This window comes from Geodermatophilus sp. SYSU D01176 (assembly GCF_054050015.1).
On record NZ_JBJGYN010000080.1, the window covers coordinates 1 to 15,431 of the forward strand.

A 15,431-nucleotide genomic window follows, 5' to 3' on the forward strand; every position below is an offset into this window, starting at 1 on the left:
CCCCCCCCCCCCCCCCCCGCTAGCAGCCCCCACCCCCCCCGCCCCCCCCCCCCCCCCCCCCCCCCCCCCCCCCCCCCCCCCCCCCCCCCCCCCCCCCCCCCCCCCCCCCCCCCCCCCCCGGGAGGGGTCAGCCGGCGTAGCGGACGACGTTGAGCAGCGGGTCGTCGACGCTCTCGGCGCGGTCGGTGCCGAGGAACAGCGTGCCCTCGGCGGTCGCGACGCCGTTGCGCACGGGGCCGGCGGGGGTGATCGTCACGGTCAGGTCGTAGACCCGCCCGGTGTAGGCCGGTGCGGTGCCGATCGGCCGGGTGTAGGTGGGGAAGCGGCCGGTCAGCCGCAGGTCGTGGCCCTCGCGCGTCACGGTGAGGGCGGGGGAGGGCAGGTCGGCGTACTCGGTGCGGGACCGCACGCAGCCGGCGGCGGCCGGATCGGCGGGCGCCTCGGTGGTCAGGCAGTTCCAGGTCGGCAGCTGCAGGTGCGCCAGCGCCGCCCCGCCGTCCCCGGCCACGGTGACGCTCACCGACGGGTGGGCCACCGTCGTCCCGACCGCCAAGCGTTCGACGACGATGCCGCCGAACGCCAGCCGGGCCACGACGCCGTCCTCGCCCAGCGGCACCGACCGGTCGGCGAGGACCCCTGCGCCCCCCTCGCCGGGCAGCGGGTCCGCCGGCACGGCGGGCAGCACGGGAGCGGCCGGGGGTGCGGTCGAGCCGGCCTGCGTCGGCGGCGTGTCCGTGCGGGTCGGCGCGGCGACGGGCGGTTCCCCGCCGTCAGGGCCGGCCGCCGCGAGCCCGGCCAGCGCGGCCACCAGCACCAGCGCGGCGGCGGCCATCCCGACCACCACGCGGCCGCTGCCGTCCGGGGTGCCGGCGACCCGGTCGTCGTCGTCCGCTGCGGGCGCGACCGCCGGCGCGGGCGGGTCGCCGGGCGTGCCGGGCGGGGTCTCGAGGAAGCCCGGGAGGTCGTCGTCCGGCCAGCGGGGCGCCGGCCGGGCGGGCCGGGCCGGGGCCGGGTCGGCGGGGGGAGGGGACGGAGTGTGCGGCCGGGTCAGCGCGACCGCGGCCAGGCCGGCGAGCGCGATCAGCGCCAGGACCAGCACGACCCAGGGGACGGCGACCGGCGCGGAGGAGTCCATCGCGTCAGAGCATCGCAGCCGGTGCCGGCCCCTCCCGGGCGCCGCCCCGAGCTGCCGAGCGGTGGCTCGCCTGCAGGGCGGGCCTCACGCGGTGGGGTCGATCTCCTCCGGGTCGCGCCCCAGCAGCACGGCGACCTGGTCGACGACGACGTCACGGACCAGGTCGGCGAGGTCGTCGCGGTCGTGCGCGCGCAGCTCCAGCGGCCGGCGGTAGACCACGATCCGCGGCGGTACCTCCCGGGAGCCGTCCCGGTGGGCGGGCAGGACCCGGGCCAGGGGCACGCTGCCGTCGTCGAGCACGTCGGCGTCGAGCACCACCTCGTCGGGGTCGGTGTGCTCCACCCAGGGCACGTCCTCGACGGCGAACTCGACACCGGCCAGTTCCTTCTCCCACCGCCGTTCGAGGTCCTCGACCGCGTCGAGGACGAGGTCGTCGAACTGGGCGGCGCGGCTGCGGGCCAGGGGGACGCCGTCGGGGACCAGGCGCCCGCGCAGCCCCCGGCCGTGCCGGTCGCGGCGGGATCGGGCGGATCGGCTCATGACGGGTGCGAGCGTACGGCCGGGGGGTCCGGCAGCGCGCCCGGTGCGGGATCGAGCACGACCCGCAGCGGGCGCGCGACGGGGTGCGCGGGGCCGTCGTGCAGGATGGGACTGCTGCTCCTCCCGGGCGTCGAAACCCGGTGCGCCTGATGCCAACCACCCGCGTACGCGGCTACTGTGCGGTCCGTGAGGAACCGGTGGTGAGGCAGTCACGTCGCTGCTCGCGCAGCGGCTGCGCGCAACCGGCGGCAGCGACCTTGACCTACGTGTACGCGGAGTCGACCGCTGTCGTCGGCCCGTTGGCGACGTTCTCGGAGCCGCACAGCTACGACCTCTGCGAGTTCCACGCCGAGCGGCTGACCGTGCCGCGCGGCTGGGAGGTCGTCCGGCACGAGATCGACGTCGAGGACTCCGGCCCGACCGGGGACGACCTGCTGGCCCTCGCCGACGCCGTCCGCGAGGCCGCCCGGCCCGAGCCCCCGCGCAACCCCGCCGACGACGGCAGCGGCACCCGCCGCGGCCACCTGCGGGTCCTCCCCGACATCACCTGATCGCCCTGGCGCGGCCACCGTTGCAGGGTCCCGCCGCGAGCTCGGTGACGTGCTGGGGCGGCCCCGCTGCAGGGGCCCGCCGCGAGCTCGGTGACGTGCTGGGGCGGCCCCGCTGCAGGGGCCCGCCGCGAGCGTGCGAGCGGTGGGGAGCAGCGGGGTCCTTATAGGGTCGGTCGGCGCCGCCGGCCGGGGAGTCGGCGGCCGGCTCCGGCGAGGGTGAGCAGGGTGCACGGTCTCTCTTCGATCATCAAGGCCTACGACGTCCGCGGCGTCGTCCCCGACGAGTGGGACGACGTGGTCGCCCGACGGATCGGCGCAGCCTTCGGCGAGCTCGTGTGGCAGGAGAGCGGCGCAACCGCCGTGGTGACCGCCCACGACATGCGTGACTCCTCGGTGCCGCTGTCCCGGGCGTTCGCCGAGGGGGTCCTGTCCCGCGGCGTCGACGTCGTCGAGGCCGGCCTCGGGTCCACCGACCTGCTGTACTTCGCCTCCGGCTCCCTCGGCGTCCCCGGCGCGATGTTCACGGCCAGCCACAACCCCGCGCAGTACAACGGCATCAAGCTCTGCCGCGCCGGCGCCACCCCGGTCGGGCAGGAGTCGGGGCTGGCCACCCTCCGCGAGTGGGCCGAGCGCGACTCCTACGACCGGGTCCCCGAGCGGACGGCGTCGATCGCCCAGCGCGACCTGCTCGCCGAGTACGCCGCGTACCTGCGCTCGCTGGTCGACCTCTCGACGATCCGGCCGCTGCGCGTCGTCGTCGACGCGGGCAACGGCATGGGCGGGCACACCGTCCCGGTGGTGCTCGACGGCCTCCCGCTGGAGGTGCTGCCGCTGTACTTCGAGCTGGACGGCTCCTTCCCCAACCACGAGGCCAACCCGCTGGACCCGGCGAACCTGGTCGACCTGCAGGCCGAGGTCCGGCGCACCGGCGCCGACATCGGGCTGGCCTTCGACGGGGACGCCGACCGGGTCTTCGTCGTCGACGAGCGCGGCGAGCCGGTCAGCCCCTCGGCGATCACCGCGCTGGTCGCCGTCCGTGAGCTGGCCGAGGGCCGGGGGACGACGATCATCCACAACCTGATCACCTCCCGCGCCGTGCCGGAGATCGTCCGCGAGCACGGCGGGGAGCCGGTGCGCACCCGCGTCGGGCACTCCTTCATCAAGGCCGAGATGGCGCGCACGGACGCCGTCTTCGGCGGCGAGCACTCCGCGCACTACTACTTCCGCGACTTCTGGCGGGCCGACACGGGCATGCTCGCCGCCATGCACGTGCTCGCCGCGCTGGGGGAGCAGAGCCGGCCGCTGTCGGAGCTGACCGCCGGCTACACCCGCTACGCCGCCTCCGGGGAGGTCAACTCCACCGTCGCCGACGCCGCCGGGCGCACCGAGGCGGTGCGGGAGGCGTTCGAGGGGCAGGACGGCGTCACCATCGACGAGCTCGACGGGCTGACCGTGGACCTGCCCGACGGCTCGTGGTTCAACCTGCGAGCGAGCAACACCGAGCCGCTGCTGCGGCTCAACGTCGAGGCGCCGGACGAGGCGCGGATGACCGAACTGCGGGACCGAGTGCTGGGGATGGTGCGCGCATGACAACGCCGAGTGGCCCGTTGGGTCTGGACCCCGCGCTGCTGGAGATCCTGGCCTGCCCCGACGCCCACCACAGCCCGCTGACGGTGGACGAGGCGGCGAGCGAACTGGTCTGCAGCACCTGCGACCGGGCCTTCCCGGTGCGCGACGGCATCCCGGTGCTGTTGCTCGACGAGGCACGGCAGCGCTCGTGAGCGAGCTCGCGAGCTCACGCAGGGGCGCAGCACGTCGCGGCACGAGTCCGACGAGCGCCAGCGAGGAGGACTCGTGACGTCGCCGGAGCTGGCCGAGGAGGTCCTCGACGACCTCGACGTGCTGCGCGCCCGGGATCCGCGCGGCCTGCTGCCCGCGGTCGCCGGGGCCGGCGCGCAGGTGCGCGAGACCGCCCGGCTGACCGAGGAGGCGGGCCTGGAGCGGGTCACCGCCGGCGGCCGCCCGCGCGGGCTGGTCATCGTCGCCCGCCGGGAGGGGGCGGTGGCCGCGCAGGTGCTGCGGGCGCTGCTCGGGCCGGCCAGCCCGGTCACCGTGGACGTCGTCCCCGGGCCGGACCTGCCGGTGTGGACGGGCCCCAGCGACATCGCCGTCGTCGCCACCCGCACCGGCGCCGGCCGCTACGCCGTCACCCCGGCCTACGAGGCGGCACGTCGCGGCGTGACGCTGCTCGGCATCGGTGCCGACGACGCCCCGCTGCGCGCGGCCTGCTCCACCGCCCGCGCGCCGTACGTCCCGCTGCCGCGCTCGCGGGTGCGGCACACCACGCTCTGGTCGTTGCTCACCCCGATGCTGCGGCTGGCCGTCGGCCTGGACCTGCTGTCGGAGGGCGCGGCCGACCTGGAGGCGGTCGCCACCGCGCTCGACGAGGTCGCCGCCGAGTGCGGGCCGGCCCGCGAGTCCTTCGTCAACCCGGCCAAGACACTGGCCCTCGAGCTGCTCGACGCGCTGCCGGTGATCGCCGCCGAGGGGCCGCTGGCCGGCACCGCCGCCACCCGCATCGCCGACCAGTTGGCCACGCTGGCCGGGCTCCCGGTCACCACCTTCCGGATGCCCGACCAGCGGGTCGCCGCCTGCGCGGTGCTGCGCGGGCCGCTGGCACCGGAGGCCGGTGAGGACGACTTCTTCCGCGACCGCGCGGAGGACACCGGCCGGCGGCTGCGGCTGCTGACGGTGCGCGACGCCGACGCCGGCGAGCACGACGGCGCGGGGGAGCGTGAGCCCCGGTCGGCACGCGAGGCGCTGGGGGAGGCGCTGCGCAGCGCCGCCGCGGCGAACGTCCCGGTGAGCGGTCTGGCCGAGCACGGGGATCCCGAGCGGTACGGCCGGCTGCCCCGCCTGGCCCGCCAGCTGGCGGTCGCCGACTTCACGGCCGTCTACCTCGCCCTGGCCCTCGACACGGAGCGGTCCGCCGGCGCCCGGGACTGACCGGCGGGGTGCGGGCCGCTCCCGGCCGTCACCAGGCGGCCGGCCGGGGCGTCCGCGGCGACGGTGGCCGACCCCATCGGGTGAGAGCTTTGACCCGGTGTGCGCCGGACCACGCCCGCGGGCGCGGAACGGCCAGTAGCCTCACCGCTGATGTGGCCCCTCACCAGTGCCGTGCGCTTCTACCCGTGGGGGAGCCGGACGGTCATCCCCGAGCTGCTGGGGCAGCCCAGCCCGGCACCGCAGCCGCACGCGGAGCTGTGGATGGGCGCCCACCCGGACGAGCCGAGCCTGCTGTCCGACGGCCGGCCGCTGGACCGGGCCATCGCCGAGGAGCCGGAGCGGCTGCTCGGCGTACCGGTCGTGACGCGCTTCGGCCCGCGGCTGCCCTTCCTCATGAAGGTGCTCGCCGCCGACCGGCCGCTGTCCCTGCAGGCGCACCCGACGATGGAGCAGGCGGCGGCCGGCTACACCGCCGAGGAGACCGCCGGCATCCCCCAGGACGACCCGACGCGGACGTTCAAGGACCCGTGGCACAAGCCCGAGCTGCTGCTCGCGCTGACCACCTTCGAGGCTCTCTGCGGCTTCCGGCCGGTCGAGGAGTCGCTGCACTGCCTGGCCAAGCTGCAGCTGCCCGAGCTCAAGCCGACGATCGCGGCGCTGGCGCGCCGTGGGCTGCGGGCGGCCATCCCCCAGCTGCTCGCCCTGTCCGGCCGGCGGCGGACCTCCCTGGTCGAGGCCGTCGCGACCCGGGCCGCCTCCTTCGTCGCCGCGCACGACCCGGAGTTCATCAACACCTACCGCTGGGCGGCGACGCTCGCCGAGTCCTACCCCGGTGATCCGGGCGTCGTCATCTCGCTCATGTGCAACCACCTCAAGCTGGCCCCCGGCGAGGCGGTGTTCCTGCCGGCCGGCAACCTGCACGCCTACCTCAGGGGCGCCGGGGTCGAGGTCATGGCCAGCTCGGACAACGTGCTGCGCGGGGGGCTGACCAGCAAGCACGTCGACCTGGCCGCGCTCATCGAGGTGCTCGACTTCACCGACGGCCGCATCCCGGTGATCCACCCGGTGCTGGGGCCCGGCGGCCTGCGCTACCCGGTCCCGGTCGAGGACTTCGACCTGACCCGGGTCCAGCTCGACGACCGCACCGGGGCGCTGACCACCGCCGGGCCGCAGGTGCTGCTGTGCACCGAGGGCCGCGCCGTGCTGGCGGCGGGGGACGGCGAGGTGGTCCTGGAGAAGGGGCAGTCGGCGTTCGTCCCCGCCGGGGAACCGGTCACCGCCCGCGGTCCGGCGCTGCTCTACCGGAGCACCACGAACCTCTCCTGACCGCGCCGGGTCAGGCCCGAGCCCCGCGACGGGTGCTGAGCCACGCGCCGAGGGTCGCCGCGCCGGCCGAGACGAGCTCGACGAGGGTGAACACCACGCGGGACACGACGGCCAGCGCCAGGGCCTGCCCGTAGGGCAGCACCGCGGCCAGTGCCCCGACGATGACGAGCTCCCGGGCGCCGATCCCCGAGGGCAGCACGAAGGCCACCACACCGGCGGTCATCGCCATCCCCATGGCGCCGACGCACAGGACGAGGGCCAGCGCCCGGTTGGTCGGCCACGGGTCCTCCAGCGTGTCGACGAGGGCGAACAGGTGGACGCCGTACAACAGGTAGACCAGCAGGCTCAGGCCGCTCGCCCGGGCGATCGCCCCGCCGGCGAGCCGCTGCGGCAGCGGACCCTGGCGCAGCAGCCCCAGCAGCCGGTCGACGACGGCCGTCAGCAGCGTGGGGTGCAGCAGCGCGAGCCCGACCGGGAGCAGGGCGAACAGCCACAGCAGTGCGGGCCGGCTGGCCGCCAGCGCCGGGACCGCGAGCAGCCCGGCGACGAGCGAGGTGACGACGGCGATCCCCGCGGTCAGCAGCGAGGCGGTGAGGCCGCGGGCCCGGGAGACCCCGGCCGCCCGGGCCAGCTCCATCTGGAGCACGAAGGCGACCACCGATCCGGGCACGTACTTGCCCAGCTGGCCGACCAGGTAGATCCGGGCGGCGTCGGGCACCCCGACCCGGGCCCCCATCGCGGCCAGGGCAGCCCGCCAGACGAGGGGGCCGAGCAGCACACCGGCCGACACCGCCGCCACCGCCAGCAGCAGGTGCGGCCAGGCGAGGTGGCGCAGCGTCGCGGACACCTCGTCCCACTCGCGGACCACCTGGTGCACGGCGAACCCGATGACGGCCGCGACCGCCACCCGCCGGCCCCAGGCCAGCAGGCGGCCCCGGACGTCCGCGGGACGGGGATCGGGAGCCGGCCCGGCCGGGTCCGACGCCGTCGTGGAGGTGTCGACGTCCTCGGTCACGTGCCGGCGCTCCCGGCTCCCGCCCCGCGCGGCACCGTGCGGCTGGGGGCAGGCTCCCGGTCGGGCACCGTGCGGACGGCACGCGCCGGGATCCCGTCCCCCCACCGCTGGTCACCGGCGCCGGGCGCGAGTCGGTCCCGGTCGTCGTCGGGAGGCGGCGGCACCGGAGTGCGCCGGCCCCGCCGCCGGGCGACGAGCCAGGCGGCCGACTGGCCGACGCTGATGAGGGCCGCGACGGCGACGGCGGCGATCCCCGCCGACAGGCCGGGGGTGTGGAAGGCGATCGCCACGACGTGGCGGCCGGCCGGGACGTCGACGGAGAGGAGCCCGGCCGGGCCGTCCTGCACCTCGACCGGCTCGCCGTCCAGCGTCGCGGTGTAGCCGGGCCAGGTCAGCCGGGCGAAGACCAGCGTGCCGGCGGTGGGTGCCTGCACCCGCACCTCCTCGCTGACGCCCTCGCCGACGTCGGACAGGACCGCCATCCCGGGGGACGCCCAGGTGAGGCGGCCCTCGTACCCGACGGGCCGGTCCCGGACCCACACGGTGCGCACCCGGTCCCGGGTGCCCACGGACCAGCCCGGCGGGGGCGGCCGGCGGGCGGGACCGGGGAACACCTCGCTGTCGATCACGAGGGTCTCCACGCCGAGCAGGTCGACCAGCGGCACGTCGGTGTCGCCGACCGGTCGCCAGGCGCGGTCGAACGCCTCCGGGCACGCCTGCCCCCGGTAGCCGATGCAGAGCGCGTCGGCGAACTCCTCGAACCCCATCCCGCTGTACCGCACGATCGACTCGTGCCCGGTCATGAGGGTCTCGTTGCCGAACAGAAGGTGCCCGGTGTACCGGCGCGGTGCGGTCTGGAGCGACGCCGGGTCGGCCAGTTGCAGCACCGTGCCGCGGTAGCCGGCCGAGACCTCGCGCACCTGGGTGATGGAGTTCGGCACCTGCGCCCGGACGTCCGCGTCCTCGGGCTGCAGGGGCAGCTGGCCGGTCTGGCCGGTGACGACGAGGACCGTGCCGGCGACCAGGACCGCCGCCCAGGCGGGACGTCCCCACCGGCGGAACGCGGTCACGGCCAGCAGGACCAGGGCCAGCACGCCTCCCGTGGCCAGCACGTGCAGCCACGGGTGGTCGGGGCGGACCGCGAAGGACAGGTAGCCCCCGGCCACCACGACGGCGACGGTCGCGGCCGTCCGCCGGCGCACGTGGTCGGTGGCCAGGCCACGGGACAGCAGGAGTGCGAGCAGGACGGCGAGGGCCAGGTAGAGGTACTCGATCAGCCGGATCGGCCAGCGGAAGAGCCACAGGTTCGACGGGCCGAAGGTCAGGACGCCGAAGACGACGGCGATGACGGCCACGCTGGTCAGCGGGCGGTCCGGTCGCCGGAGGCCGCGCCAGCGCAGCCACGGCAGCAGGGGGAGGGCGAACCAGATGGCGTAGGTCGACGGCGCCCGCTCGAGGAGTGCCCCACCCCAGTTGAGGATCGCGGGCAGGTAGGTCGGCGCGCTGGAGGCCAGGACGTCGCCCAGCTGGGGCACCAGGAACGTGTCGTTGGCCAGCATCGCGGTCTGCTCCCGGTCGGTCACCGGCAGCGTTCCCAGGAGCGGCAGGAAGACCAGAGCGGCGGTCGCCCCGACGCAGGCACCGGTGAGGACGAGGCCGCCCAGCCGCCGCCAGTCGCGGCGGACCAGCAGCTCGACGGCGGTGCCGGCCAGCACGATGACCATGCCCAGCGCCGCGTACGGGTTGCCGGTGGTCATGGCCAGGGCGCCGAGGAGGAACGTCCACAGCGGCGCGAGCCGGCCCCGGGCCTGCCGGCGCGCGGCCCACCAGAACCAGGTCACCCAGGTGAACGCCATGAGGCCGGCCGGCCAGCCGTTGGCCTCGTAGTAGAGGGTGAAGCCGGTGGCGGGGACGGCGACGGCGACGACTGCCGCAGCGAGCCGGCCCGCGCCGTACTCGCGGAACAGCAGGTACGCACCCATGCCGAGCAGCGCGAGGAACTGGATCTGCACGACGGCGGCCGCGGCGGCCAGGTCGTCGAAGAACGAGACGAGCACGTAGTCCAGCAGCTGGACCGGGTTCCACAGCGCGTACGTGCCCTCGGCGGCGTAGTTGCCGCCGGTCCAGCCGGCCGGGTCCATCGTCGGCCACTGCCCGGCCCGCAGTTGCCGGCCGAAGTGGTGCCACAAGGGGACGAAGGACTCCGGGTTGTCCCCGCCGTAGTAGAACCCGTGCCGGTGCAGGAACGGGATCGTCATCGTCGCCGCGACCACGACGCCGACGCCGAGGACGACGAGGGGCTCGGGGATCCGGCGCCCGGCACGGACCGCCGGGGGCGAGCCGGTCGACGTGCCCGCAGCGCTGCTCACCCGGAGGCCCCCCTCGTCCGTGGTGCCCCGGATCCGCGGGCACCCCTGCCGCCGCTGACGTCGTCGACGGCCCGGCCGACCGGGAGGACGGCGACCGGTGCAGCCACCGTCATGCGGGACGACGTTGACGTCCGGAGCCAGACGACGGACGGTCTGCCGGTGCCGTGTGATCAGGACGTTACCCCGCCATCGCCGTCCGGCGCCCCGTCGCGGCCCCCCGCCGCCACGGCCCTGAGCTACGTGGTGCCGGCGCACGACAGCACGCCGGCCATCGAGGCCACCCTGTGCGCGCTGGCGGACCGGCTGGACGGCCGGGACGCCGAGGTGATCGTCGTCGAGAACGGCTCGACCGACGGGACCGGTGCCCTGCTGGAGCGGATCGTGGCGACGTGGGACCGTCCCGGGGTGTGCCTCCGGGTCCTCCGGTCGGCGACGGGGATGGGGCACGCCTACCGCGCCGGCATCGCCGCCAGCCGCGGGGCTCGGGTCGTCCTGACCGCCGACGACCTGCCGTTCGGCTTCGACGACCTGGAGGCGGCGGAGCGCGTCGACCCCGGGGACCACCCGGTGGTCATCGGGTCCAAGGCGCACCGGGACTCCGACGTCGACCGGGGGTTCGTGCGGGCGGTCCTCACCGGGGGGTTCCGGCTGCTGCGCCGCCTGGTCCTGGGGATGCGGACCGGGGACCCGCAGGGCACCTTCGTGCTGGCCGGGGACTGGGCACGCCGGGTCGGTCCCCTGCTCCGCGAACCGGGCTACCTGGTGACCACCGAGCTGTGCTACCTGGCCGAACGCGGGGGGGTGCGGCCGCTGGAGGTGCCGGTGCGGCTCGCCCCGGACCACCGCGACCACCGCAGCCGGATCACCGTGCGCGACGTCTGGCGGATGGCCGCGGGGCTGCCCGGGATCCGGCGGCGGCACGTGTCCGGCGCGGACCACGCCTCCGCGGGCGCGCCGGCTCACCGGTAGGACGAGTCGGCCGACCGCTGCACGGCGAGCGCAACCTCGAGGGCCCGGCGGCCCTGGGTCCCGGTCACCCGCGGAGGCCGGCGGGAGACGACGCACTCGAGGAAGTGGCCCAGCTCCAGCACCAGGGGCTCACCGCGGTGCTCGAGGAACGGGATCTCGATGAGCCCGCTCTGCCGGTACCGCGCGCCGCTCTCGGCGAGGAACTCGTTGTGGTCCACCCGGTGGATCGTGAGGCCCTGCTGGACCAGGTCCAGGACGACGAAGTTGCTGCGCTGCGTCAGCTCGATCCGGCGGATCTTGGTCTGCCCGATGCGGCTTGCCGTGACGCTGGCCGTCACCCCGTTGCGGAACTGCAGCAGGGCGGTCGCGAGGTCCAGCGAGTCGGTCCGCTCCCGCCGGCCCATCCCCTCGACCCGTTCGACCTCGGAGCCGGACAGGGCGAGTGCGAGCTCGAGGTCGTGGATCATCAGGTCGAGGACGACGTCGGCCGTGACCCGCGGGAAGAAGGGGCCCACGCGGGTCAGCTCGATGTGCAGCGGGTCCTGCACCAGCTCGTCGAGCTGGAGCACCGCGGGGTTGAAGCGCTCGACGTGGCCGATCATCAGGACCCGGTCGCCGTCCCGCGCGGCCTCGATGAGGGCGTCCGCGTCCTCGACCGTCGTGGCGATGGGCTTCTCGACGAGGAGGTCCACGCCGGCCCGCAGCAGCGGGACGCCGACCTCGACGTGCCGCTCGCTGGGGACGGCGACGACCGCGGCCGCGGCGACCGCGGGGATCTCGGCGGGATCGGGGCTGTACCGCGCCCCCACCGACGCGGCCAGTGCCCGGCCGCGCGGCTCGTCGGGGTCGACGACGAGCACGACCTCCGCCTCCGGCAGCCCGCGCAGGACCCGGGTGTGGTTGGCCCCCATGATCCCCGCGCCGACGACGGCCACCGGGATGGTCCCGGTCATGCCCCTGCCCCCCGGTCGTCGGCGGTGCCGCCCCCGTGCCCGGGGCACCGCACGTCGGCGGGGCGCTCCACGGCCCGGCTGACCACCTCGCCGCACGCGCAGACCCATCCGTGGTGGCGGGCGGGGTTGCCGGCGACCAGCTGGTGCGACGCCACGTCCCGGGTCACCACCGACCCCGCGGCCACCATCGCCGCGCGGCCCAGCACCGTGCCGCACACGATGGTCGCGTTCGCCCCGATCGAGGCGCCGTCGTGGACCGCGGTCGGGGTGACCGTCCACTCCTCGGCGGAGGCCCGGGGCCGCAGGTCGTTGGTGAACACGGCGCTGGGCCCCACGAACACGTCCGATCCCAGCACCACCCCGGTGTAGACGGAGACGTTGTTCTGGATCTTGCAGCGGTCGCCGATGACGGCACCGGCGTCGACGAAGACGTTCTTGCCGAGCACGCACCCCGATCCGATCACCGCGCCGGCGCGGACGTGCGCGTGGTGCCAGACCCGGGTGCCGGCACCGATCTGCGCACCGGGCTCGATGACGGCCGTCTCGTGTGCGGCAGCCGGGTGTCGGGCGGGGCCCTGCGCGGAGGTCATGGTGGTCCGTTCGCCTCGTGTCTGGCCATCCCGCGGGGTGTAGCCGGCCGGTCGGCCCGGTTCCGCCCGCCGAGCCCGGCCGGGGTGCGGACGGCTGGTCGGGTGGAGCGTATCGGCGGCGCCCGGTGCCCGGTCCGGCGTGGGGCGGGCCACTGCGCACCCGGCGCGGTGGGCGGGGCGCCGCGCTCCGGGCGTGTCCGTCCCCGGCCGCGTCGGCGAGCGCCTACCGTCGAGGTCTCCGGTCCGTAGGTGGGAGGAGATCCGTGTCCCCCCGCTCCACCGCAGCGCCGTCCGCGGCCCGCCGCGGCGCGTTGCTCGGCTGGACCGTCCTGGTCCTGCTGTCGGGCTGCGCGCTGCCGTCCGGCGCGGAGCCCGCCGGCGGTGCGCCCACCGGCGTCCTGGACGACGCGGCCGCCGACCGGGCGATCGCCACGGCGCCGCCGGGCTCCGCGCTGGCCGCCCTCGCCGACGTCGAGGTGCGGGGCCGCGCGCCGCGGACCGGCTACGAGCGTGAGCACTTCGGCGACGGCTGGGTCGACACCGACCGCAACGGCTGCGACACCCGCAACGACGTGCTGGCCCGCGACCTGACCGGTGAGGCGTTCCGGCCCGGGACCAACGACTGCGTCGTCGTCTCGGGCACCCTCGCCGACCCCTACTCCGGGCGCACCATCGAGTTCCGCCGCGGTGAGGACACCAGCGACGACGTGCAGATCGACCACGTCGTCGCGCTGTCGGACGCCTGGCAGAAGGGCGCGCAGGGCTGGGGCGCCGACCGGCGGACCGACTTCGCCAACGACCCGCTGAACCTGCTCGCCGTCGACGGGCCGCTCAACATGCAGAAGGGGGACGGCGACGCCGCGACCTGGCTGCCGCCGCACGCCTCCTACCGCTGTGCCTACGTCGCGCGGCAGGTCGCGGTGAAGACCGGTTACGGGTTGTGGGCCACCCGCGCCGAGCGCAACGCCGCCGCCACCGTGCTGGCCGGCTGTCCCGCCGAGCCGCTGCCGGGTGGGGCCGCGACGGAGGTGGCGGCCGAGGCGGCGCCGCTGCCGGTGGGCACCGGCTACGCCGACTGCGACGCGGTCCGCGCGGTCGGCGCGGCGCCCATCCGGCGGGGTGCGCCGGGGTGGACCGATGCCTTCGACGGCGACGGGGACGGGATCGGCTGCGAGTAGGGCAGCGGCCGTCCGCGTATCGTGGACGGCGGCACGAGCCCCGCCGAGGCCTCGGCATGCTCGCTCTCCCGGACCAGCCGGGACCCACAGCGACCGACGCGAGCCCCGGCCGATCGCGGCCGGGCCGATCACTGGAGCGACATGACCGCCACCACCGGCACCCGTGTACTGACCGACGGCGACTTCAAGGTCGCCGACCTCTCCCTGGCCGGGTTCGGCCGCAAGGAGATCCGGCTCGCCGAGCACGAGATGCCCGGCCTCATGGCGCTGCGTGCGGAGTACGGCGACGAGCAGCCGCTGGCCGGCGCGCGCATCGCCGGCTCGCTGCACATGACCGTGCAGACCGCCGTCCTCATCGAGACGCTGGCCGCGCTCGGCGCGGACGTGCGCTGGGTGAGCTGCAACATCTTCTCGACCCAGGACCACGCCGCCGCGGCGATCGTGGTCGGCGAGGGCACTCCCGAGCAGCCCGCGGGCGTCCCGGTGTTCGCCTGGAAGGGCGAGACGCTGGAGGAGTACTGGTGGTGCACCCAGCGCCTGTTCGAGTTCCGTGACGAGGACGGCACCGTCGTCGGCCCGAACATGCTGCTCGACGACGGCGGCGACGCCACCTTGCTGGTCCACCTGGGCACCCGCTTCGAGGCCGACGGCGCCGTCCCGGGGACCACCGGGGCCGACTCCGAGGAGTACGGCGTCATCCTCGACGTGCTGCGCGGCACGCTGGCGGCCGACGCCGGCTACTGGACCCGGATCGGCCAGGGCATCGCCGGTGTCACCGAGGAGACCACCACCGGCGTCATGCGGCTCTACGAGCTGGCCCGCGACGGCCGGCTGCTGTTCCCGGCGATCAACGTCAACGACTCGGTGACCAAGAGCAAGTTCGACAACCTCTACGGCTGCCGCCACTCGCTCATCGACGGGCTCAACCGCGCCGCCGACGTGATGATCGGCGGCAAGGTGGCCGTGGTCTGCGGCTACGGCGACGTCGGCAAGGGCTGCGCGGAGTCGCTGCGGGGCCAGGGCGCCCGGGTGATCGTCACCGAGATCGACCCCATCAACGCCCTGCAGGCCGCGATGCACGGCTACGAGGTCACCACGCTCGACGAGGTGATCGGCAAGGCCGACATCATCATCACCGCCACCGGCAACCGGGACATCATCTCCGCCGAGCAGCTCGGCCGGACCAAGCACCAGGCGATCGTCGGCAACATCGGTCACTTCGACAACGAGATCGACATGGCCGGCCTCGCCCGCACTCCGGGCATCGAGCGGACGACGATCAAGCCGCAGGTCGACGAGTGGCGCTTCGCCGACGGCCACACGGTCATCGTGCTCTCCGAGGGGCGGCTGCTGAACCTGGGCAACGCCACCGGGCACCCGAGCTTCGTCATGAGCGCATCCTTCTCCAACCAGGTGCTCGCGCAGATCGAGCTGTGGAGCAACCGGGCCGCCTACGAGGGCCGGGAGCCCGGGGTCACCGTGCTGCCCAAGAAGCTCGACGAGCACGTGGCGCGGCTGCACCTCGACGCCCTCGGGGTGAAGCTGACCGAGCTGACCAAGGTCCAGGCCGACTACATCGGCGTCCCGGTCGAGGGGCCGTACAAGAGCGACCACTACCGCTACTGAGGAAGGACCCCCTTCCTCCCCGTGATGATCAGCCCAGCTCACGGTCGTGGGGGGGGGGGGGGGGGGGGGGGGGGGGGGGGGGGGGGGGGGGGGGGGGGGGGGGGGGGGGGGGGGGGGGGGGGGGGGGGGGGGGGGGGGGGGGGGGGGGGGGGGGGGGGGGGGGGGGGGGGGGG

General features: G+C 75.8%; 14 protein-coding genes. 8 read left to right on the forward strand and 6 right to left on the reverse strand.

Translation table 11 applies throughout. The features are described 5' to 3' along the window. Positions 1 to 127: 127 nt before the first annotated feature. Entirely contained in the window at positions 128 to 1,135 is a 1,008-nt protein-coding gene (locus ACI78Z_RS23825; RefSeq protein ID WP_457039017.1) for a hypothetical protein, read from the reverse strand. A gap of 84 nt (positions 1,136 to 1,219) precedes the next feature. Beyond that, on the reverse strand, positions 1,220 to 1,675 hold the full coding sequence (locus ACI78Z_RS23830) for a metallopeptidase family protein (RefSeq protein WP_457039018.1): 456 nt from the start codon (positions 1,673 to 1,675) through the stop codon (positions 1,220 to 1,222). Positions 1,676 to 1,824: 149 nt separating this feature from the next. Here ACI78Z_RS23830 and ACI78Z_RS23835 point away from each other — a divergent pair, with 149 nt between their 5' ends. The 5 genes from ACI78Z_RS23835 (at position 1,825) to manA (ending at position 6,558) form a co-directional block, all read left to right on the forward strand. After that, positions 1,825 to 2,226 (forward strand): DUF3499 domain-containing protein, encoded by a 402-nt coding sequence (locus ACI78Z_RS23835; RefSeq protein ID WP_457039019.1) that lies wholly within the window; start codon positions 1,825 to 1,827, stop codon positions 2,224 to 2,226. A gap of 225 nt (positions 2,227 to 2,451) precedes the next feature. Then, positions 2,452 to 3,816 (forward strand): phosphomannomutase/phosphoglucomutase, encoded by a 1,365-nt coding sequence (locus ACI78Z_RS23840; protein ID WP_457039020.1) that lies wholly within the window; start codon positions 2,452 to 2,454, stop codon positions 3,814 to 3,816. After that, the gene (locus tag ACI78Z_RS23845; RefSeq protein WP_457039021.1) at positions 3,813 to 4,007 is read left to right on the forward strand and encodes a Trm112 family protein; all 195 of its coding nucleotides are present in this window, start codon (positions 3,813 to 3,815) and stop codon (positions 4,005 to 4,007) included. Before ACI78Z_RS23840 ends, ACI78Z_RS23845 begins: the two co-directional genes overlap by 4 nt. Positions 4,008 to 4,080: 73 nt before the next feature. Next, positions 4,081 to 5,232, forward strand: a complete 1,152-nt coding sequence (locus ACI78Z_RS23850; RefSeq protein WP_457039022.1) for an SIS domain-containing protein — start codon at positions 4,081 to 4,083, stop codon at positions 5,230 to 5,232. Between the two features lie 150 nt (positions 5,233 to 5,382). Continuing rightward, complete coding sequence (manA, locus tag ACI78Z_RS23855; protein ID WP_457039023.1) at positions 5,383 to 6,558, forward strand: mannose-6-phosphate isomerase, class I; 1,176 nt, start codon at positions 5,383 to 5,385, stop codon at positions 6,556 to 6,558. A gap of 10 nt (positions 6,559 to 6,568) precedes the next feature. Here manA and ACI78Z_RS23860 read toward each other — a convergent pair whose 3' ends face one another. Together ACI78Z_RS23860 and ACI78Z_RS23865 are read right to left on the reverse strand one after the other, a co-directional pair. Then, complete coding sequence (locus ACI78Z_RS23860) at positions 6,569 to 7,573, reverse strand: lysylphosphatidylglycerol synthase domain-containing protein (protein WP_457039024.1); 1,005 nt, start codon at positions 7,571 to 7,573, stop codon at positions 6,569 to 6,571. After that, positions 7,570 to 9,942, reverse strand: coding sequence for a hypothetical protein (locus ACI78Z_RS23865; RefSeq protein ID WP_457039025.1), 2,373 nt, complete (start codon positions 9,940 to 9,942; stop codon positions 7,570 to 7,572). The genes ACI78Z_RS23860 and ACI78Z_RS23865 overlap by 4 nt, the downstream gene beginning before the upstream one ends. Positions 9,943 to 10,182: 240 nt before the next feature. Here ACI78Z_RS23865 and ACI78Z_RS23870 point away from each other — a divergent pair, with 240 nt between their 5' ends. Further along, positions 10,183 to 10,911, forward strand: a complete 729-nt coding sequence (locus tag ACI78Z_RS23870; protein ID WP_457039026.1) for a glycosyltransferase — start codon at positions 10,183 to 10,185, stop codon at positions 10,909 to 10,911. On the opposite strand, the gene ACI78Z_RS23875 is transcribed toward ACI78Z_RS23870, so the two are convergent. After that, positions 10,902 to 11,864 (reverse strand): Gfo/Idh/MocA family protein, encoded by a 963-nt coding sequence (locus ACI78Z_RS23875; protein ID WP_457039027.1) that lies wholly within the window; start codon positions 11,862 to 11,864, stop codon positions 10,902 to 10,904. The two genes, ACI78Z_RS23870 and ACI78Z_RS23875, sit on opposite strands and share 10 nt — an antisense overlap. Beyond that, positions 11,861 to 12,454, reverse strand: coding sequence for an acyltransferase (locus ACI78Z_RS23880; RefSeq protein ID WP_457039028.1), 594 nt, complete (start codon positions 12,452 to 12,454; stop codon positions 11,861 to 11,863). The genes ACI78Z_RS23875 and ACI78Z_RS23880 overlap by 4 nt, the downstream gene beginning before the upstream one ends. Before the next feature lie 263 nt (positions 12,455 to 12,717). Here ACI78Z_RS23880 and ACI78Z_RS23885 point away from each other — a divergent pair, with 263 nt between their 5' ends. Further along, on the forward strand, positions 12,718 to 13,632 hold the full coding sequence (locus ACI78Z_RS23885) for a GmrSD restriction endonuclease domain-containing protein (RefSeq protein WP_457039029.1): 915 nt from the start codon (positions 12,718 to 12,720) through the stop codon (positions 13,630 to 13,632). A 141-nt stretch (positions 13,633 to 13,773) separates the two neighbouring features. Next, complete coding sequence (ahcY, locus tag ACI78Z_RS23890; RefSeq protein WP_457039030.1) at positions 13,774 to 15,258, forward strand: adenosylhomocysteinase; 1,485 nt, start codon at positions 13,774 to 13,776, stop codon at positions 15,256 to 15,258. Positions 15,259 to 15,431 lie beyond the last annotated feature (173 nt).